Consider the following 19,707-nt stretch of genomic DNA (forward strand, 5'->3'; position numbering starts at 1 on the left):
GGGCCAACGCCGGCTTCCCGACTACGCTCGAAGGGTCCCTCCACTTCGCTCGGGATGGACGGGGACGAGTTGTAACATTCCAAGCAGAACATCATCCCGGAGCTGATCCGGGATTCCGCTGCCTCCGCTTCAAAGCGCAGTAGAGCCTACCGCCCGATCAACCGCTGCGCCATCCGGTCGGACACTGCCGCCGCACTATCGCCGCTGGCGTCGCTCTCGTCCCAGATCGCGTTCAGCCGGTCCGGGATCGCCGCGATCCGCGCTTCCACCGCATCGCGGTCGCCCTGCCCGAGATATTCCACCCCGACGCTGATGATCCCGCCCGCGTTGATCACATAATCCGGCGCGTACATGATGCCGCGCGCCTGCAACCGCCCGCCATCCGCCGGCGTCTCCAGCTGGTTGTTCGCCCCGCCCGCCACGATCGGCGCGGACAGCCCGGCGATCGTCGCCTCGTCCAGAATGGCACCCAGCGCGTTCGGGCTCACCACATCGGACTCGACGCGCAGGATGTCCGCCGCCGCAACCGCACGACCACCCAGCTCCTCCGCCAGCCGCGCCGCGCGATCCGCATGGACATCCGCCAGCGTCAGCTTGGCCCCACGCGCTGCAAGCCGCCGCGCCAGCCCGCCGCCGACCGATCCCACACCCTGGATCGCGACATGCACGCCGTCCAAGTCGCGCTTCAGCCGCCGCCGCACCGCCGCCTCGATGCCCAAGAAAATGCCCTGCGCCGTGAACGGCCCCGGATCGCCACCGGCCGCACCACCTTCGGCCGGCAGGCCCGACACGAACCGCGTCTGCTCGCGCACCGCGACCATGTCGGCCAGCGTGATGCCGACATCCTCCGCAGTCACGTAACGACCGCCCAGCGAATCGACCGCCCGCCCGAACGCGGCGAGCAGCTCGGGCGATTTGCCGCGCGCACCGTCCGCCAGGATCACCGCCTTGCCCCCGCCCAGCGGCAGCCCGGCCATCGCATTCTTGTAACTCATGCCGCGCGACAGGCGCAGCACGTCCGTCACCGCCAGTTCGGCATCGTCATACGCCCAGTAGCGCGTGCCGCCGGCCGCCGGCCCCAGCGTCGTCGAATGAATCGCGATGACCGCGGTCAGGCCGCTCGCGCGATCCCGGAAGAAATGCAGACCCTCATGGTCGTCATAATCCAGATAGTCCCACGGGGCGGTCATGGCCGAAATCCTAACGCGACATTATATTGCGAATACCGGCAATAATGTTCCTGCACGCGCGAGACCAGCCCAAAAAGGGCCGTTCGCGTCGTCGGGAATATCAGGGGGGATGGGGCGGCCAACGGGGATTGAACCCGCAACCTCCGGTACCACAAACCGGCGCTCTAACCAATTGAGCTATGGCCGCCACATCGTCGACACCGCGGCGCGTGGCCGCATGTCGTCCCGCGCCCCTACATCCGGCGATCACGAAACGCAAGCTGGCCGCTTGGCTTCGATATCCCGACCCCCTAAGTAGACAATCTCATGTTATCGCAACGCACCCGCTACGCCGCCCGCGCGCTCCAGCATCTTGCCGACCGTTATGGGCAGGGTCCGGTCCAGCTAACCGAAATCGTCGCAGCGCAGAATATTCCCGCGAAATTCCTGACCGTCATCCTGTCCGAGATGAAACGCGCCGGACTGGTCGACACGATGCGCGGCAAGGTCGGCGGCTACTGGCTCGCCCGCCCGCCGGAGGAAGTGACTTACGGCGACATCGTCCGCCTGACGCGCGGTTCGCTCGCCCTCGTCCCCTGCGCCAGCCGGCTCAATCATGCGCCGTGCGACAATTGCCTGGACGAGGACGAATGCCGCCTGCGCGCCGTCATGCTCACGGTGCGCGACGAGACCGCCAATATCCTCGACCGGATCCGCCTGTCCGATAAACCGCCCGTCGAAAAGCTTATGGTTTGATCGCTGACAGTTTTGCCTGTTCGCCAATCGGCCAGGACCCGGAATACCAGATTGTCGAAAGGGGGATCACCATGACGCGACCGACCAAGGCCAGACTGACGATCGCGCTGGCCCTCGCCGCGCTCACGACGCTCCCCGGCTGCTCCGGCGGCAGCAAGACGGACGGCAGCACGCTGCTGAACGTCAGCTACGATCCCACGCGCGAACTGTACCGCGGCATCAACGCCGCCTTCATCGCCGACTGGAAGGCGAAGACCGGCAAGCCGCTGTCGATCCGGATGAGCCATGGCGGCTCCGGCAAGCAGGCGCGCTCGGTCGCCGACGGGCTGGAGGCTGACGTCGTCACGCTGGCGCTCGCCTACGACATCGACATCCTGGCCGACCGGAAATTGCTCGCCCAGGACTGGCAGGCGAAGCTGCCCGACCACAGCGCGCCTTATTACTCCACGATCGTGTTCCTCGTCCGCAAGGGCAACCCGAAGAAAATCCGCGACTGGGCCGATCTGGTGAAGCCGGGCGTGTCGGTCATCACGCCGAACCCCAAGACGTCCGGCGGCGCGCGCTGGAACTACCTCGCCGCCTGGGGCTACGGACGCCAGGCCGGCGGGTCGGACGCCGCCGCACGCGACTATGTCACGCGGCTCTACAAGAACGTGCCGGTGCTCGACTCCGGCGCGCGCGGCTCCACCACCACCTTTGCCGAACGCGGCCTCGGCGACGTGCTGCTCGCGTGGGAGAACGAGGCGATGCTGGCCCGCGACGAAATGGGCCGCGGCAAGTTCGACATCGTCGTGCCCTCCGTCTCGATCCTCGCCGAACCGCCCGTCGCGGTGGTCGACGCGAACGCGCAGCGCCACGGCACCGCCGCGGTGTCAAAGGCCTATCTCGAGTTCCTCTACACGCCGGCCGCGCAGGACCTGATCGCCAAGGCGCACTACCGCCCGCGCGACCCCCAGGTTGCCGCGCGCTACGCCAGCAAGTTCCCGCAGACCAAGCTGCTCACCATCGACGGCGACTTCGGCGGCTGGCGCAAGGCGCAGGCCACCCACTTCGCCGACGGCGGCACCTTCGACGCCATCTACCGCCCCACGGGCCGCTGACCGCTCGAATGACGAAGGTTCTCGACAGGCTCGAACCATACGGGTCTGCGCGCCTGTCGAGGACCGGTCGTACGCGCCGGGCTGATACCCCATGACCCGCGCCAAACGCTCGGTCCTGCCCGGTTTCGGCCTCACCCTCGGCCTGACGCTCGCCTATCTCTCGATTGTCGTGCTGATCCCGCTGTCGACCGTGTTCCTCAAATCCGCCGGCATGGGCCCGGCCGACTTCGCGCGCGTCGCCTTTTCCGAACGCGCGGTCGCGGCCTACCGGCTGAGCTTCGGCGCCGCGCTCGCCGCCGCTGCGGTCAACGCGGTATTCGGCATGCTCGTCGCCTGGGTGCTGGTCCGCTACCGCTTCATCGGCCGGAGGTTCGTGTCGGCGATCGTCGACCTGCCCTTCGCGCTCCCCACCGCGGTCGCCGGCATCGCGCTCACCGCGCTCTGGGCGGCGGACGGCTGGATCGGCCAATATCTCGCCCCACTCGGGATCAAGGTCGCCTACACCTCGCTCGGCGTCACGATCGCGCTCGTCTTCGTCGGGCTGCCCTTCGTCGTGCGCTCGGTCGAACCGGTGCTGGAGGATGTCGGCCGCGACCTGGAGGAGGCCGCCGCCTCGCTCGGCGCCGGCCGCTTCACGATCTTCCGCCGCGTCATCCTTCCCGCGATCGGCCCCGCCTTGCTCACCGGCTTCGCGCTCGCCTTCGCACGCGGCGTCGGCGAATATGGCTCGGTCATCTTCATCGCCGGCAACCTGCCGTACAAGACCGAGATCGCCCCGCTGCTGATCGTCACGCAGCTCGAACAATATGACTATGCCGGCGCCACCGCGATCGCGACCGTCATGCTGCTGCTCGCCTTCGCGATGCTGCTCGCGGTCAACCTGACGCAGGTGTGGCGCCGTCGTCGCATGGAACGATGATGACCCGCGCCGCCCTCATCGCCGCCGCACTCGCCTTCCTCGGCCTGTTCGTGCTGATGCCGTTCGTCGCCGTCTTCGTGGAGGCGTTCCGCGAAGGCGTGCCCACCTACCTCGCCCAACTCGCCGAACCCGACGCGATGGCCGCGATGCGCCTCACCCTCATCGTCGCCGCGATCAGCGTGCCGGCCAACATCGTGTTCGGCATCGTCGCGGCCTGGTGCATCACGAAGTTCGAATTTCGCGGCAAGGGCCTGCTCATCACGCTGATCGACCTGCCCTTCTCCGTCTCGCCGGTTGTTGCGGGGCTCATCTACGTGCTGCTGTTCGGCATCAACGGTTGGTTCGGCCCCTGGCTTCAGGCGAACGGGGTGGAAATCATCTTCGCCGTCCCCGGCATCGTGCTTGCGACCATCTTCGTCACCTTCCCGTTCGTCGCGCGCGAACTGATCCCGCTGATGGCCGAGCAAGGGCGGGACGACGAGGAAGCCGCCATCTCGCTCGGCGCGACGGGGTGGCAGACCTTCTGGCACGTCACGCTGCCCAATATCCGCTGGGGACTGCTCTACGGCGTACTGCTTTGCAATGCGCGCGCGATGGGCGAATTCGGCGCGGTGTCGGTCGTGTCGGGCCACATCCGTGGGCTCACCAACACGATGCCGCTCCACGTCGAAATCCTGTACACCGAATATAATTTCGTCGGCGCCTTTGCGGTCGCCTCGCTGCTCGCGGTGCTGGCGCTCGTCACCCTGGTGGTGAAGACGCTGCTCGAATGGCGCTACGGCGATCAGATCCAGGGGATCGGACACTGATGGGCATCACCGTGACCGGGGTCGCCAAGACCTTCGGCAGTTTCGCCGCACTGCACGGCATCGATCTCGACGCGCAACCGGGCGAGTTCCTGGCGCTGCTGGGCCCCTCCGGCTCGGGCAAGACCACGCTGCTGCGGATCATCGCCGGGCTGGAATTTCCCGACGCCGGCACCGTCGCGTTCGATAATGAGGACGTTACCGGCCGCCCCGTGTCCGAACGCGGCGTCGGCTTCGTGTTCCAGCAATATGCGCTGTTCCGCCACATGACGATCGCCGACAACATCGCGTTCGGCCTCACCGTGCGCCCGCGCCGCGACCGCCCGGCCAAGGCCGAGATCGCGCGCCGCGTCGACGAACTGCTCGATCTCGTCCAGCTCCCCGGCCTCGGCGGCCGCTACCCCGCACAACTGTCGGGCGGCCAACGCCAGCGCGTCGCGCTCGCCCGCGCGCTCGCGGTCGAACCCCGCTTCCTCCTCCTCGACGAGCCGTTCGGCGCGCTCGATGCAAAGGTCCGCAAGGACCTCCGCCGCTGGCTGCGCGGCCTGCACGACCGGCTCGGCCTCACCTCGATCTTCGTCACGCACGATCAGGAGGAAGCGCTCGAACTCGCCGACCGCGTCGTCGTGATGGATCACGGCGTGATCGAACAGGTCGCCCCCCCGGCCGACATCTACGATCGCCCCGCCTCCGCCTTCGTGTTCGGTTTCGTCGGCGAATCGAACTGCCTGCCCGTCACCGTCCGCGCCGGCCGCGCCTGGCATCACGACATCGATCTCGGCGCAGCCGAGGCCCCGGACGGCCCCGCCAACGCCTGGTTCCGCCCGCACGACGTCGTCGCGGACGATACCGGCATCCCCGCCACCGTCCTGCTCGCCCGCCCGAAAAACGGCCTGACCCGGATCGAGGCGCAGGTCGCCGGCATCGACAAACCGTTCGAGGCCGACCTCGCCACCGCCCCCGCGGTCGGCGCGACGGTCCACCTCCGCCCCTTCCGGTTCCGCATCTTCCCGGCATGACCGGCGACGCGCTGCCCCGGCCCTGCATTCTGGTCGATGCGGATGCCTGCCCGGTGAAGGACGAGATCTACAAGGTCGCCCGCCGCCACGCGGTCGCGGTGCGCGTCGTCGCGAACCAGATGATCCGCGTGCCGCCCGACCCCGACTTCGCGCGCGTCATCGTCGGCGACGGGTTCGACGCGGCCGACGACTGGATCGCCGAACGCGCCGAGGCGACCAGCATCGTCATCACGTCCGACATCCTGCTCGCCGAACGCTGCGTCAAATCCGGCGCCGTCGTGATGGGCCCCGACGGCCGCCCCTTCGACCGCGCCCGCATCGGCGGCGCCGTCGCCATGCGCGCCCTGATGGCCGACCTCCGCGCCATGGGCAGCGTCACCGGTGGCCCCGCGCCGTTCTCGGCACGAGACCGCTCCGCGTTCCTGCAGGCGCTCGACGGGGCGGTGGTAAATCTGAAGCGCCAGTCCCGCGCAGCCCCCAGTACGGCTCCGACGCCACCCTCAGCCTAACCCCGCCACTTCAACACCCCGCCCCCACCCCGCTTGGTTCGAGCCTGTCGAGAACCCCCGCGCAGAGTTCTCGACAGGCTCGAACCAAACGGAAATTGCGAGTGGGTACCTAACCCACGCGTAGTGCCCCTTCGAGCGAAGTCGGGAAGCCAGCAGCGCGCGCTAAACCGCCCTTACGCGCTAACCCCAAACTCCATCTGCATCGCAAACACCCGCGCCGCACCCGGAGCCACCTCGACCACCCCCGGCTTGTCCCGGAAGTCGCCAGCATACCCGTCGGAATCCGCCATCCCCTGCCACGGCTCAATGCACAGATACCCAGCCCCCGGCTTCGTCCAGATGCCCAGATCCGGCATGTCGGCAAAATCCACCCGCACACCCGTGCCGCCGGCCCCGCCATACCAAAGCCCACGACTCCGCACGTCCTCGAAGATCACGGCATCCACCGCGAACAGCTCGTCACGCAACACCAGCATGTGCCCCTCGACCGGCGAAGGGAACCGCTCCGCCGCAATCAGCCCGTCCGGCGTCACCGTCCGCACCGCCTCCGGCTCCAGCTGGTCGAAACGCACCACATGTTCACCGCGCTCCGCCCCATAAGGCAGCGGCCACCGCAACGCAGGGTGGAACCCGAACGACGCCGGCAACGAAACCTCGCCCGGATTGGTCAGGGTCGCGGTCATCGCCAACCGATGCCCCGCAACCTCGAACCGCATCTCGAGCGAGAACGCGAACGGATACACCGCCCGCGTCGCCGCGCTGTCCGTCAGCCGGAACAGCACGAAATCCGCGCCGGTCTCGACCACTTCGAACCGGCTCCTGCGGGCAAAGCCATGCTTCTCCAGCGCATACTCCGCACCATCGACGCGGTAGCGCCCGCCGGCCACAGCCCCGACGATCGGGAACAGCAACGGCGCACGCCCCGTCCAGAACTTCGGATCGCCATCCCATAACAGGTCGCGCCCTTCGTCGTCGACGATCCGCCGCAACTCCGCCCCATCCGGACTGACCGTGACGGTCAGCCCGGACGAGGCGATCACAACATCCGCGGTCATCTCAACACTCACGACGTGACGTCATGGTCCTGCGGGCCATCCGTCCCGCCCGTGCCGCCGGTCCCGCCGTCGCTGCCGGGGTCCTCCATCGGCGAACGACCGTCATCCTTGTGGTCCTCGCGCGCGGGCGTCTGGTTCTCGTCGAACGGGTTGGGCGTATCGTCCGGGCCGGCCGGTGGACTGTCGGGGTTCTGGTCGGGAAAGCTCGCCATGATGCGCTCCTGTCACGGTTTGTGCGCATTGAACGCGCTACCTGCGACGCGGGTCCACGCGTGTCTGCGTGCTTGCTTGGCAGGCCTTCCCTGTTATATGCCCCGCCGACCGGGCCTCATGCGGGCGTGGCGGAATTGGTAGACGCGCTTGGTTTAGGTCCAAGTATCGCAAGATGTGGGGGTTCGAGTCCCTTCGCCCGCACCATCTCCGCCCCGCACGGGTGGAGTGCCTCCCCGGACGACATTCCGAGAAAGAACGAGAAGAGCGATGCAGACTGTCGAGACGCTGAACGAGGGGCTGAAGCGCGCCTACACGCTCACCATCCCCGCCGCCGACATCGCCAAGCGGGTCGATGCGGAGATCAAGCAGGCCGCCCCCACCATCCGCATGCCCGGCTTCCGCCCCGGCAAGGTGCCCGCCAACCTGGTCCGCAAGATGCACGGCCCGGCGCTCGAACAGCAGGCGCTCGACGCCGCCGTGCGCGACGGTGTCCAGTCGCTCATGACCGAACAGCGCCTCCGCCCGGCGATGCAGCCCGCGGTCGAACTGGTCGACGGGTATGAACCCGGCAAGGACGCCGCACTCAACGTCACGCTGGAAATCCTGCCCGACGTGCCGGAGCCGCAGATCGACGGCCTGAAGCTTGAGCGCCTGACGGTCGAGCCGACCGACGACGAGATCGACGCGCAGGTCCGCCGCCTGGCGGGCCAGCAGAAGAGCTTCGACGACGCGATGGAAGGCCATCCCGCGGTCGAGGGCGACCTGGTCGTCATGGACTTCGTCGGCAAGGTCGACGGCGAGCCGTTCGACGGCGGCACCGGCTCCGACATGTCGGTCGAACTCGGCTCCGGCCGGCTCATCCCCGGTTTCGAATCCGGCCTCGAAGGCGTCAAGACCGGCGAGAGCCGCACGCTCAACGTCACCTTCCCGGACGACTACAACGTCGCTTACCTCAAGGGTAAACCCGCGACCTTCGACGTCACCGTCACGAAGATCCAGGTCCCCAAGGAAGCCGCCGCTGACGAGGATTTCGCCAAGTCGCTCGGCCTCGAGAGCATGGAGCAGCTGCGCGGCCTGCTGAAGGGTCAGGTCGAGCAGGAATTGAACGGCCTCACCCGCACGCACATGAAGCGCAAGCTGCTCGACCAGCTCGCCGACTCGCACAGCTTCGACGTTCCGCCGTCGATGGTCGAGGCTGAGTTCGAGCAGATCTGGCGTCAGCTCGATCATGAAGCCAGCCACGAGGAAGACCCGGAGGCCGCCCGCGCCGAGCTGGAGACCGACCGCGACGATTACCGCGCGATCGCCGTCCGCCGCGTCCGCCTTGGCCTGCTCCTGTCCGAAATCGGCCAGCGCAACGGCGTCGAGGTCAGCCAGCAGGAAATGAACCGCCTCGTCGCACAGGCGGCGCAGCAGTATCGCGGTGAAGACCAGAAGCGCTTCATCCAGTATGTCCAGCAGGACCCGATGGCTGCCGCCCAGCTGCGTGCCCCGCTGTACGAGGACAAGGTCGTCGACTTCCTGTTCGAACGCGCCGAGATCACCGACCGCACAGTCGAGCGCGCCGAGCTTGAGTCCGAAATCGAGGCCGATGCCGACAATCTCGGCAAGGACCACGTCCACGGCCCGGATTGCGATCATGACCATGACCACGACCACGCCGGTCACGATCACGCCGCGCACGACCATGCCGACCATGATCATGCCGACGATGCCGCTCCGGTGACCGAAGCAGCGGCGGAGAAGACCGAAGCCAAGGCCCCGGCCAAGAAGCCGCGCGCCAAGAAGCCCAAGGCCGAAGCAGCCGAAACGACCGAGCCGACCGAAGGCTGATCCTCCCCGGGCGCGGCACCCCCGCGCCCGGTCTGGACTCCGCAGACGGCCCGTTTTACGTTACGGCCCCGGAACCTTCGAAGGACCCTGAGTGGCGACCCACGTCGAGCCTTTCAGCGCAAACACGCCGCCCCGGATCGCCATGGACACCGGCCGCCCCGCGCCCCGCATCGCCGTCGTCCTGCCGTGTTATAACGAGGAAGCCGCGATCGCCGCGACCGTCGCGTCGTTCCGCGCCGCGCTGCCCGCCGCCACGGTCTACGTCTACGACAACAACAGCACCGATCGCACCGCCGCCGTCGCCCGCGCGGCCGGCGCGGAAGTCCGCGTCGAACGGATGCAAGGCAAGGGCCATGTCGTCCGCCGCATGTTCGCGGATGTCGAGGCCGACATCTACGTCATGGCCGACGGCGACGAGACCTACGAGGCCGCCGCCGCCCCCGCCCTAGTCCAGCGGCTGATCGACGACCGGCTCGACATGGTCGTCGGCGCCCGCCGGTCGGAGGTCGAGGCCGCCTATCGCCGCGGCCACCGGCTCGGCAATGCGGTCCTCACCGGCATGCTCGCCCGGCTGTTCGGCCGCAGCTTCGGCGATATCCTGTCGGGCTACCGCGTCTTCTCGCGCCGCTTCGTCAAAAGCTTCCCGGTGCTCAGCGCCGGGTTCGAGATCGAAACCGAGATCAGCGTCCACGCGCTCGAACTGCGCATGCCGGTGGCGGAGGTCATGACCGCCTACGGCGCGCGCCCCGAAGGCTCCGAGTCGAAACTCGCCACCTACCGCGACGGCTGGCGCATCCTCACCACGATCCTGACGCTGTTCCGGATCGAGCGCCCGGTGCTTTTCTTCGGCGGCATCGGCGCGCTGCTCGCGGCGCTTGCCGTGCTCCTCGCGATCCCGCTGGTGCTCACCTATATGCAGACCGGGCTGGTGCCGCGCGTGCCCACCGCGATCCTGTCGACCGGGCTCAGCATTGTCGCGGTGCTCACCTTCTTTTGCGGCATCATCCTCGACACCGTAGTGCGCGGCCGGCGCGAGGTTCGGCGGCTCGCCTATCTCGCGGTCCCCGGCATCGGCAACTGACCGGGCACCACCCGCCTCTTGAACCTTCCCCGCCAAACGCCGATGTTGCAGGCAGCGCAGGGCATAAGGACCGAACACTCCCATGGCATATCCCGACCACGCCGACATCATCGGCGGCCTCGTTCCGATCGTCATCGAACAGTCCAACCGTGGCGAACGCTCGTTCGACATCTATTCCCGCCTGCTGCGCGAGCGGATCATCTTCATCACCGGCGGTGTCGAGGACCATATGGCCTCGCTCATCACCGCACAGCTGCTCTTCCTCGAGTCGGAAAACCCGAAGAAGGACATCTACATGTACATCAACTCGCCGGGCGGCGTGGTGACGGCGGGTCTCGCGATCCACGATACCATGCAGTATATCCGCCCGCGGGTCGGCACCGTCTGTATCGGTCAGGCCGCGTCGATGGGCAGCTTCCTGCTCGCCGCCGGTGAACCCGGCATGCGTTCGGCACTCACCAACAGCCGGATCATGATCCATCAGCCGTCCGGCGGTGCACAGGGCATGGCCGCGGATATCGAGATCCAGGCGCGTGAGATCCTGCGTATGCGGCACGCGCTCAACACGCTGTACGCCAAGTATACCGGCAAGCCGATCGAGGAGATCGAGCATGCCATGGACCGCGACAAGTTCCTCGAAGCCGACGAGGCGCTGAAGTTCGGCCTCATCGACGCGGTGTTCGACAAGCGGCCCATGCCGGAAGACGGGACCACGCCCGCCACGGTCTGATCCGAAGCCGGCCGGCGTCCGGCAAGTGCGGTCCGACCAGATCGCGCTTGCCGGGCCGGTTGGAGCCCGCCTACATTGCCTTTATCGCAGACCCCCCGTGGCAGGGGTCGACACAGGAACCGGACCACCATGACGAAACTGAGCGGCGGCGACTCCAAAAGCACCCTCTATTGCTCCTTCTGCGGAAAGTCGCAGCATGAGGTGCGCAAGCTCATCGCCGGGCCGACCGTCTTCATCTGCGACGAGTGCGTGGAACTGTGCAACGACATCATCCGCGAGGAAACGAAGTCCGCACTGGTCAGCAAGAAGGACGGCGGCGTCCCCAGCCCGCAGGAAATTTGCAACGTGCTCGACGACTATGTCATCGGTCAGAAGCGCGCCAAGCGGGTCCTGTCGGTCGCGGTCCACAATCACTACAAGCGGCTGAACCACGGCGGCAAGGGTGCCGACGTCGAACTTTCGAAGTCGAACATCCTGCTCGTCGGCCCCACCGGCTGCGGCAAGACCCTGCTCGCGCAGACGCTCGCCCGCATCCTCGACGTGCCGTTCACGATGGCCGACGCGACCACGCTGACCGAGGCCGGCTATGTCGGTGAGGATGTCGAGAACATCATCCTGAAGCTGCTCCAGGCGTCCGACTACAATGTCGAGCGGGCGCAGCGCGGGATCGTCTACATCGACGAGATTGACAAGATCAGCCGCAAGGCGGACAACCCCTCGATCACGCGCGACGTGTCGGGCGAGGGCGTCCAGCAGGCGCTGCTCAAGCTGATGGAAGGCACCACCGCCTCCGTCCCGCCGCAGGGCGGCCGCAAGCATCCGCAGCAGGAATTCCTGCAGGTCGACACGACGAACATTCTGTTCATCTGCGGCGGCGCCTTCTCGGGTCTCGAGCGTATCATCGGCGACCGTCTGCAGGGCAAGTCGATCGGTTTCGGCGCCTATGTCGCCACGCCCGAGGAACGCCGCGTCGGCGAAACGCTCAAGCAGTGCGAGCCCGAGGATCTGCTGAAGTTCGGCCTGATCCCCGAGTTCGTCGGCCGCCTGCCCGTCATCGCGACGCTGGAGGACCTCGACGAGCCTGCGCTGATCAAGATCCTGGGCGAACCGAAGAACGCGTTGGTGAAGCAGTATCAGAAGCTGTTCGACATGGAGGATGTCAGGCTCGGCTTCTCCGACGACGCGATGGTTTCGATCGCCAAGAAGGCGATCGAACGCAAGACCGGCGCGCGCGGCCTCCGCTCGATCCTCGAGGGCATCCTGCTCGACACTATGTTCGACCTGCCCAGCATGGACGGCGTCGACGAAATCCGCGTCGACAAGGACGTGGTGGAGGGCCGCAAGGAACCGGTCCGTGTCTTCGCCAAGAAGGGCAAGGAAGCCCAGCCTGCTGCCTAGCCAAAAACCCTAACAGTTCCCCGGCGAAGGCCGGGGCCTAGGTGAAACAGTACCGCCAAGGCCCCGGCCTCCGCCGGGGAACACTACGTTAAACACAAATCCGTCCATCCCGAGCGAAGTCGAGGGACCCTTCGAGCGAAGCCGAGAAGCCAACGCTAGACGGAAAATCTACCCCGCGGCCCCCGCATCCGCGAAGCCAGCCAGACGCCCGCCAAAAACTGCACCGCCCCATAAGCCCGCCGCCTTCCCGGCCGCCCCTGGAACGGCCGCGTCAGCGCATCGACCGCGCCGACATCCGACTCCCAAAGCGCCAGATGCCGCTCGGGCTGCACCATCCCCAGCAAGCCGTCCCCGATCATGAAGACCGCGCACATCTCCCCGGTCCGCGCGGCGGCGAGGGAGACGATGTCCTGTGTATCTTTGTCCATCACACCCGAACGCACGGTCGACCAAAGTTGCCGCACGGCTCCGCGCGCCCACCGCGCCCTTCATTGATTCAGCTTTTGTCCTTGCCCATATCCGTATCCAACAGGCCGCAATCGCATGGCCATCGGAGTGTACATGACCGAGACCCTTCCCGTTCTTCCCCTTCGCGATATCGTCGTTTTCCCCCACATGATCGTCCCGTTGTTCGTCGGCCGCGACAAGTCGGTCGCCGCGCTCGAAACCGCCATGGCGGCGGACAAGTCGATCTTCCTCGTGGCGCAGCTCGACCCCGCCGAGGATGATCCCGACCGTTCGCAGCTCTACGATCTGGGCGTCACCGCCACCGTGCTGCAGCTGCTCAAGCTCCCCGACGGCACCGTTCGCGTGCTCGTCGAAGGGCGCCAGCGCGCGCGGATCGATAGCCTCGACGAAACCGGCGATCACCTGACCGCCGAGGTCGAGACAATCGACGACGTCGAGGCGACCGGCACCGAAGTGTCCGCGCTGATGCGGTCGGTCGTTGACCAGTTCGAGAACTACGCCAAGCTCAACAAGAAGACCCCGGCCGAAACCGCGGTCCAGCTCGGCCAGATCGAGGACGCGTTCCGGCTTGCCGATGCGGTCGCCGCCAACATCACGATCAAGGTCGCCGACAAGCAGGCCATGCTGGTCGAGATGGACCCGTCGAAGCGCCTCGAAATGGGTTTCGCCTTCATGGAGGGCGAACTCGGCGTGCTGCAGGTCGAAAAGAAGATCCGCAGCCGCGTGAAGCGCCAGATGGAGAAGACCCAGCGCGAATATTATCTCAACGAGCAGCTGAAGGCGATCCAGCGCGAGCTGGGCAATGCCGACGGTGAGGACGGCGGCGACGAGGTCGCCGAACTGGCCGCCAAGATCGCCGGCACCAAGCTGTCGAAGGAAGCCCGGACGAAGGCGACTGCGGAGCTCAAGAAGTTGCGCGGCATGGCTCCCATGTCGGCCGAGGCGACGGTGGTGCGCAACTATCTCGACGTCCTGCTGGGGCTGCCGTGGGGCAAGAAGTCGAAGCTGAAGAAGGACATCGAAGCGGCGCAGGCCGTGCTCGACAACGACCATTTCGGGCTCGAGAAGGTCAAGGACCGGATCGTCGAGTATCTCGCGGTCCAGGCGCGCACCAACAAGCTCAAGGGTCCGATTCTCTGCCTCGTCGGCCCGCCCGGTGTCGGCAAGACCTCGCTCGGCCGTTCGATCGCGAAGGCGACCGGGCGTGAGTTCATCCGCCAGTCGCTCGGCGGCGTGCGCGACGAAGCCGAGATCCGTGGCCATCGCCGCACCTATATCGGCTCGCTCCCCGGCAAGATCGTCACGAACCTGAAGAAGGCCGGCGCGTCCAACCCGCTGTTCCTGCTCGACGAGATCGACAAGCTCGGCCAGGATTTCCGCGGCGATCCCGCATCGGCGCTGCTCGAGGTGCTCGACCCGGAACAGAACGCCAAGTTCCAGGATCATTATCTGGAGATCGACATCGATCTGTCGGACGTGATGTTCGTCTGCACCGCCAACTCGCTGAACCTGCCGCAGCCTTTGCTCGACCGGATGGAGATCATCCGCCTCGAAGGCTACACCGAGGATGAAAAGGTCGAGATCGCCAAGGCGCATCTGCTCGACAAGCAGATCGACGCGCACGGCCTGAAGGCCAGCGAGTTCGTCCTGACCGAGCCGGCCCTGCGCGACCTGATCCGCTACTACACCCGCGAAGCCGGCGTCCGCACGCTGGAGCGCGAGATCGCAAAGGTCGCCCGCAAGGCGCTGCGCCGGATCCTGGAGAAGAAGGACGAGCGGATCGAGGTCACCGTCGACAATCTCGCCGACTTCTCGGGCATCCGGAAGTACCGCTTCGGCATCGGCGAGACCGAGGACCAGATTGGCGCCGTCACCGGTCTGGCCTGGACCGAGGTTGGCGGCGAGCTGCTGACGATCGAGTCGGTCACCACGCCGGGCAAGGGCCTGATCAAGACGACCGGCAAGCTGGGTGAGGTCATGAACGAGTCCGTCCAGGCGGCCTGGTCGTTCGTCCGCGCCCGCGCGCCGAGCTACGGGGTCAAGCCGTCGCTGTTCAACCGCAAGGACATCCACATCCATCTGCCCGAGGGCGCGGTGCCGAAGGACGGTCCGTCCGCCGGCATCGGGATGGTCACCGCGATGGTCTCGACGCTCACCGGCGTCCCCGTCCGCCGCGACGTGGCGATGACGGGCGAGGTTACGTTGCGTGGTCGCGTCCTGCCGATCGGCGGGTTGAAGGAGAAGCTGCTGGCGGCGATGCGGGGCGGCATCACCACGGTCCTGATCCCGGAGGAGAATGAGAAGGACCTTGCCGAAATGCCGGCGAATATCACGAGTACGCTCAAGATCATCCCGGTCTCGCACGTCGATCAGGTCCTCGCGCTCGCGCTCACCGAACCGCTCGAGCCGATCGAGTGGACCGAGGCGGACGAACTGGCCGCCCTGCCCCCCGTGCCCGTCCCGGGTGTGACGCCGGAGCCACCCGTCCGCCACTGATCGCGCGAATCGGGTGACGGCCGTTTGACAGCGCTTGCCTTGCGGCTGTTAGATGGCGAATTGACCGCGGCGGGCGACTCCGCCCGCCGCGAATTCGGGGGAACGTAAAGCGATGAACAAGCAGGAGTTGATCGGTGCCGTCGCCGAGGCGTCCGGCCTGACCCGGGGCGATGCGGTCAAGGCGGTCGAAGCGGTCTTCGACACGATGAGCGCCGTGCTTGCGCGCGGGGACGAAGTCCGGCTGGTCGGATTCGGCACCTTCCTGGTGTCGCAGCGCAAGGCATCGACCGGGCGCAACCCGCGCACCGGCGAACCGATGAAGATCGACGCCTCCAGCCAGCCGAAGTTCAAGCCCGGCAAGGGCCTGAAAGACGCCGTGAACGCCTGAACCGCCTCCGCTGTCGAACAACGGCGGCATCAGGGCTGGACAAGCCGGCGGCGACTCCCTAATCGGCCCTCTCACCGCGCGGCGTGCCGCCGGTTCCGGGCGTGGGTGCGTAGCTCAGTGGTAGAGCACACCCTTCACACGGGTGGGGTCGCAGGTTCAATCCCTGCCGCGCCCACCACGCCCACTGAGGTCGGACCGCCCGCGCAGGGTTTGGCTGAACCTTTGAACACTCGAACGCCCGCTCCGCCTGGGCCAATACAGCGGCCACCCGAGCGTGACAAAGCGCCGCCTCACGGCGCGCACATCACCGCACCGCGGCAACGTCATTCGCCACCTGCGGCCCCCTCGCAGCGCGCCCCTCGCGCCGAGCAGCTTCGCCACAAACCGGCACGCGGGCCGTCCGTCTCACGAAGCTCGAACCGTTCCCCGGCGAAGGCCGGGGCCAAGATGCAACCGCTGCACCCAGACCCCGGCCTCCGCCGGGAAACAACAGTGGCCGGCAACCAGGACAACGGCGGCGGCGAGAATGGATCAGCTGTCCGTCACCATCGCGGAGACCGACAACGCCCCAGACCCGCGCGTCGTCGTGTCCGCCCCCACCGGCGACCCCCGATCCGCCGCCGCCGCCGCCGGCATCGTCAGCCCGTACGATCCCTCAACCTTCGGATCCAGATTGGCGGCGATGAACGCCAGGTCGTCCGCCGACACCGCCGGATAGACATGCGGCTGGTACGGCTTCACGCCCCTGCCTTTGTAACTGTCGACCGGCCGGAACGTGTCGCCCATCGGCAACCCGGTCATCGCGGCCAGCGCGCGCGTCACCCCCTCTGGATCAGCCTGCACGCTCGCCTGATCAACCAGACAAAGATTATGCGCCCGCCGATGGAGCCCCGCCCAATGCGACAGCTTTGCCGTCCGTTTCCGCATGGGATTGGCGAACCGCGCGCCGGTCTGCGGATCGCGTTCGTGCATCATCTCGGTCGCGTAGATTGGATGCGCCTCGTCCACGCCCCAAAAGTCGCCGTACCAATAACTCGCCCACTCCATCCGGATGAAGTCACTGAAGCGCATCTGGCTGACCGCCGGGTCAAGATGCCAGGGCTGGCGGTGGACGCTCTGCAACCACCCCACCGCATCACGCGCGATTACTACGACCAGCGTCGACGGCTGGAACAGCACCTGCGGTGGCACGAACCAGTGCTTGAACCCGTAAGCCTCGGTAAACGTCCCCTGCGGCAGGTTCCCCTCGATCAGGTGGATCAACACATTCGTCCCGCTGCACCGCTGGCCGTAAACCTGGATTGTCCGGATCGCCTCGGGCGCCCGGACGATCGCCCGCACGCCCGCCATGCTCGTCTGCCACTCCACTGCGTCCATTCCGTCCCCCATCGCGGCCGGCGTTCCAGCCGGCGCATCGGTCATGGCATCATTTCGCGGCGCCAGCACCACTGGCTGTTGTCGCGTTCATGCCATTTCGCGAAAGGTCGGACCCGACGACAAATGAAGTCGCGCTCAATCCGCTTCCGTCCCCTTGTGGCTACCGAACCCGCGCGCCGCCATCTCCTTCGTCGCCGCATCGGCATCGCTCGCGCCACGCCGCGCATCGGCGGCGTCGTCCGCATCCGCCGGGGGTGATGCCGCCGCGTCAGTCGGTCGGGTCCGCGCGGCGGTCGCATCCGCCGGCTTGGCCAGTTCGCGCTCGGGGGTCTGCGCGGGGCGCTTGTCTTCCATGGTCGTTCTCCTGTCCCGCGCCAACGCCGCCGCCACCACGCCGTTCCGCTCGCTTTCGTGACGAGGCTTCGCCATGGTGCAACAACTTACATGGGGGAATGTAATGACTCGCCTGCTGCCGATGCTCCTCGTCTCGCTGTCCGTCCCCACGCTCGCCGCCGCACAATCTGCGGAGGACAATGTCCGCGCCGCGATCGGCCGCGTCGAACGACTGAACCCGCGCATTGGCGCAGTGCTCGCGCTCGATCCCACCGCCCGTGATCAGGCCCGCGCGCTCGATCGCGGTCGCCGGGGCCGCGGCATCCTGTTCGGCATGCCGATCCTGCTGAAGGACAATATCGAGGCGGCAGGCCCGCTCCCGACCACCGCGGGCAGCCTGGCGCTGATCGACAACGTCACCAACCGCGACGCCCCCGTCACCGCCTCGCTGCGTGCCGCCGGTGCGGTCATCCTCGGCAAGACTAACCTGTCCGAATGGGCCAACATCCGCTCCAACGCCTCGATCTCGGGCTGGAGCGCGGTCGGCGGCCAGACGCGCAACCCGCACGCGCTCGATCGCAATCCCTGCGGCTCCTCGTCGGGCAGCGGCGCCGCCGTCGCCGCCGGCATGGTCGATGCCGCGATCGGGACGGAGACCGACGGATCGATCACCTGCCCCGCCGCGATCAACGGCATCGTCGGGCTGAAACCCACCGTCGGCCTCGTCAGCCGCACGCGCATCGTGCCGATCAGCCACAGCCAGGACACGCCCGGTCCGATGACGCGCGACGTCGCCACCGCCGCCCGCGTCCTGACCGCGATCGCCGGCAGCGACCCGGCCGATGCCGCCACCGCGCAGGCCGACCGCCGCCGCACCAACTACACCGCCGCGCTCAACCCCGCGGCGCTCAAGGGCATGCGGATCGGCGTGCTGCGCTTCGCCACCGGCTGGTCCGCGCCCGTCGACCGGCTGTTCGACGCCGCACTCGCCGTCCTCCGCGCGCAGGGTGCCACCCTCGTCGACATCGCCACGCTCAAGGATCGCGACAAGATCGGCCCGGCCGAAAACCTCGTCCTGATGACCGAGCTGAAGGCCGATCTCAACGCTTACCTCGCCACCACGCCGCCGGCGGTGAAGACCCGCACGCTGGCCGACGTCATCGCGTTCAACACGGCCCACGCGGACCAGGAAATGGCGCTGTTCGGCCAGGAAAGCTTTCTGGAGGCACAGAAAACCAAGGGCCTGACCGACCCGGCCTATCTTGCCGCCCGCGCGCTGTCGCTCCGCATCGCCGGGCGCGACGGGATCGACGCGCTGCTCGCCGGCAACCGCGTCACCGCACTCGTCGCCCCCACCATGCCGCCCGCCTGGCTAATCGATACCGTCAACGGCGACCAGATCTCCGGCGGCGGCGCCGGCGGCCTCGCCGCGGTCTCCGGCTACCCGCACCTCACCGTGCCCATGGGTGCGGTCCGCGGGATGCCCGTCGGCCTCTCCTTCATCGGCCCCGCCTGGTCCGAAGCGCGCCTGATCGGCTACGGCTACGCCTACGAACAGGCCAGCCGGCTGAAGCTCACGCCCAGCTTCCGCGAGTCGGTCGAGCGCGACGAAGAAACCGAGAAGCAGCTGCGGCCGGCGAAGCGCTAACGCCCGACCTCCGTTCTCCCACCCCCCAACCGTTTGTCCTGAGTAGGGACTGAGCGCAGTCGAAGGCCCGTATCGAAGGATCGGCCCCACCCTTGAGGCAATGCTTCGATACGAGCCCTCGATACGCGCAAGAGCGCTACTCGGTCTCTACTCAGCACGAACGGATCGAAGGGGCAGTCCCAGCCTAAACCCTCAAACGATATCCCGCCCCGTCACCAGGCTCGGCACCACCGAAGACGGCGAATGGCTCCCCAGCGCCCCCGCCAGCAACGATGCCACCGCCTCGCCCCGCGACGGCGCGCCCTTCGCCCGCGCGATCCAGGCGTCCAGCGCCGCCAGCGTTTCGGGGGGCAAGGGCACGGGGATGATGGTCGGATCGCTCATCCCGCGAACCTGCCAGACCCCGCGC

Annotated in this window: 19 protein-coding genes, 3 tRNA genes and 1 pseudogene; 15 read left to right on the forward strand and 8 right to left on the reverse strand. The window is 67.4% G+C overall.

What is annotated here, in order from left to right; translation table 11 throughout:
- Nucleotides 1–146: 146 nt before the first annotated feature.
- Nucleotides 147–1,190 (reverse strand): Leu/Phe/Val dehydrogenase, encoded by a 1,044-nt coding sequence (locus IEX50_RS05530; RefSeq protein ID WP_157175268.1) that lies wholly within the window; start codon nt 1,188–1,190, stop codon nt 147–149.
- A gap of 110 nt (nt 1,191–1,300) precedes the next feature.
- Nucleotides 1,301–1,377 (reverse strand) — tRNA-His (locus IEX50_RS05535).
- Between the two features lie 119 nt (nt 1,378–1,496).
- Between IEX50_RS05535 and IEX50_RS05540 the strand changes: the two genes are divergently transcribed.
- The 6 genes from IEX50_RS05540 (at nt 1,497) to IEX50_RS05565 (ending at nt 6,278) form a co-directional block, all read left to right on the forward strand.
- Complete coding sequence (locus IEX50_RS05540; protein WP_157175267.1) at nt 1,497–1,925, forward strand: RrF2 family transcriptional regulator; 429 nt, start codon at nt 1,497–1,499, stop codon at nt 1,923–1,925.
- A 71-nt stretch (nt 1,926–1,996) separates the two neighbouring features.
- Nucleotides 1,997–3,025, forward strand: a complete 1,029-nt coding sequence (locus tag IEX50_RS05545) for a sulfate ABC transporter substrate-binding protein (protein ID WP_157175266.1) — start codon at nt 1,997–1,999, stop codon at nt 3,023–3,025.
- A gap of 91 nt (nt 3,026–3,116) precedes the next feature.
- Entirely contained in the window at nt 3,117–3,944 is an 828-nt protein-coding gene (gene cysT / locus IEX50_RS05550) for a sulfate ABC transporter permease subunit CysT (protein WP_157175265.1), read from the forward strand.
- Nucleotides 3,944–4,753 carry a sulfate ABC transporter permease subunit CysW gene (cysW, locus tag IEX50_RS05555; RefSeq protein WP_229673674.1) on the forward strand — a complete coding sequence of 270 codons (810 nt, stop codon included), beginning with the start codon at nt 3,944–3,946 and terminating at the stop codon, nt 4,751–4,753. The genes cysT and cysW overlap by 1 nt, the downstream gene beginning before the upstream one ends.
- Entirely contained in the window at nt 4,753–5,769 is a 1,017-nt protein-coding gene (locus IEX50_RS05560; protein WP_157175263.1) for a sulfate/molybdate ABC transporter ATP-binding protein, read from the forward strand. The genes cysW and IEX50_RS05560 overlap by 1 nt, the downstream gene beginning before the upstream one ends.
- Nucleotides 5,766–6,278, forward strand: a complete 513-nt coding sequence (locus tag IEX50_RS05565) for a YaiI/YqxD family protein (protein ID WP_157175262.1) — start codon at nt 5,766–5,768, stop codon at nt 6,276–6,278. The genes IEX50_RS05560 and IEX50_RS05565 overlap by 4 nt, the downstream gene beginning before the upstream one ends.
- A 173-nt stretch (nt 6,279–6,451) precedes the next feature.
- Here IEX50_RS05565 and IEX50_RS05570 read toward each other — a convergent pair whose 3' ends face one another.
- Both IEX50_RS05570 and IEX50_RS05575 read right to left on the reverse strand, forming a co-directional pair.
- Nucleotides 6,452–7,333, reverse strand: coding sequence for an aldose 1-epimerase family protein (locus IEX50_RS05570; RefSeq protein WP_157175261.1), 882 nt, complete (start codon nt 7,331–7,333; stop codon nt 6,452–6,454).
- An 8-nt stretch (nt 7,334–7,341) separates the two neighbouring features.
- Nucleotides 7,342–7,545, reverse strand: coding sequence for a hypothetical protein (locus IEX50_RS05575; RefSeq protein WP_157175260.1), 204 nt, complete (start codon nt 7,543–7,545; stop codon nt 7,342–7,344).
- 120 nt (nt 7,546–7,665) lie between these two features.
- Between IEX50_RS05575 and IEX50_RS05580 the strand changes: the two genes are divergently transcribed.
- The 5 genes from IEX50_RS05580 (at nt 7,666) to clpX (ending at nt 12,588) form a co-directional block, all read left to right on the forward strand.
- A tRNA-Leu gene (locus tag IEX50_RS05580) sits at nt 7,666–7,750 on the forward strand.
- Between the two features lie 63 nt (nt 7,751–7,813).
- Nucleotides 7,814–9,379, forward strand: coding sequence for a trigger factor (gene tig, locus IEX50_RS05585; RefSeq protein ID WP_157175259.1), 1,566 nt, complete (start codon nt 7,814–7,816; stop codon nt 9,377–9,379).
- A gap of 142 nt (nt 9,380–9,521) precedes the next feature.
- The gene (locus tag IEX50_RS05590; protein ID WP_157175852.1) at nt 9,522–10,460 is read left to right on the forward strand and encodes a glycosyltransferase family 2 protein; all 939 of its coding nucleotides are present in this window, start codon (nt 9,522–9,524) and stop codon (nt 10,458–10,460) included.
- 82 nt (nt 10,461–10,542) lie between these two features.
- Entirely contained in the window at nt 10,543–11,190 is a 648-nt protein-coding gene (locus IEX50_RS05595; protein ID WP_157175258.1) for an ATP-dependent Clp protease proteolytic subunit, read from the forward strand.
- Nucleotides 11,191–11,319: 129 nt separating this feature from the next.
- Nucleotides 11,320–12,588 (forward strand): ATP-dependent Clp protease ATP-binding subunit ClpX, encoded by a 1,269-nt coding sequence (clpX, locus tag IEX50_RS05600; RefSeq protein WP_076073256.1) that lies wholly within the window; start codon nt 11,320–11,322, stop codon nt 12,586–12,588.
- A gap of 155 nt (nt 12,589–12,743) precedes the next feature.
- On the opposite strand, the gene IEX50_RS05605 is transcribed toward clpX, so the two are convergent.
- The gene (locus IEX50_RS05605) at nt 12,744–13,016 is read right to left on the reverse strand and encodes a hypothetical protein (protein ID WP_157175257.1); all 273 of its coding nucleotides are present in this window, start codon (nt 13,014–13,016) and stop codon (nt 12,744–12,746) included.
- Between the two features lie 133 nt (nt 13,017–13,149).
- Between IEX50_RS05605 and lon the strand changes: the two genes are divergently transcribed.
- The 3 genes and pseudogenes from lon (at nt 13,150) to IEX50_RS05620 (ending at nt 16,118) form a co-directional block, all read left to right on the forward strand.
- Nucleotides 13,150–15,552, forward strand: a complete 2,403-nt coding sequence (lon, locus tag IEX50_RS05610; protein ID WP_157175256.1) for an endopeptidase La — start codon at nt 13,150–13,152, stop codon at nt 15,550–15,552.
- A 100-nt stretch (nt 15,553–15,652) separates the two neighbouring features.
- A pseudogene (locus tag IEX50_RS05615) lies at nt 15,653–15,940 on the forward strand (HU family DNA-binding protein); the annotation flags it as partial.
- Between the two features lie 103 nt (nt 15,941–16,043).
- Nucleotides 16,044–16,118 (forward strand) — tRNA-Val (locus IEX50_RS05620).
- A gap of 353 nt (nt 16,119–16,471) precedes the next feature.
- On the opposite strand, the gene IEX50_RS05625 is transcribed toward IEX50_RS05620, so the two are convergent.
- Both IEX50_RS05625 and IEX50_RS05630 read right to left on the reverse strand, forming a co-directional pair.
- A complete protein-coding gene (locus IEX50_RS05625; protein ID WP_157175254.1) occupies nt 16,472–17,362 on the reverse strand; it encodes a hypothetical protein in 891 nt (296 codons plus the stop codon).
- Between the two features lie 90 nt (nt 17,363–17,452).
- Nucleotides 17,453–17,671: a hypothetical protein gene (locus IEX50_RS05630; protein WP_157175253.1), complete on the reverse strand. Its 219-nt coding sequence runs from the start codon at nt 17,669–17,671 to the stop codon at nt 17,453–17,455.
- A 103-nt stretch (nt 17,672–17,774) separates the two neighbouring features.
- Between IEX50_RS05630 and IEX50_RS05635 the strand changes: the two genes are divergently transcribed.
- Nucleotides 17,775–19,298, forward strand: a complete 1,524-nt coding sequence (locus IEX50_RS05635; protein WP_157175252.1) for an amidase — start codon at nt 17,775–17,777, stop codon at nt 19,296–19,298.
- A 192-nt stretch (nt 19,299–19,490) separates the two neighbouring features.
- On the opposite strand, the gene IEX50_RS05640 is transcribed toward IEX50_RS05635, so the two are convergent.
- Nucleotides 19,491–19,682 carry a hypothetical protein gene (locus tag IEX50_RS05640; protein WP_157175251.1) on the reverse strand — a complete coding sequence of 64 codons (192 nt, stop codon included), beginning with the start codon at nt 19,680–19,682 and terminating at the stop codon, nt 19,491–19,493.
- Nucleotides 19,683–19,707 lie beyond the last annotated feature (25 nt).

The sequence above is a fragment of the Sphingomonas prati genome (assembly GCF_014643515.1).
Classification (GTDB): domain Bacteria; phylum Pseudomonadota; class Alphaproteobacteria; order Sphingomonadales; family Sphingomonadaceae; genus Sphingomonas_R; species Sphingomonas_R prati.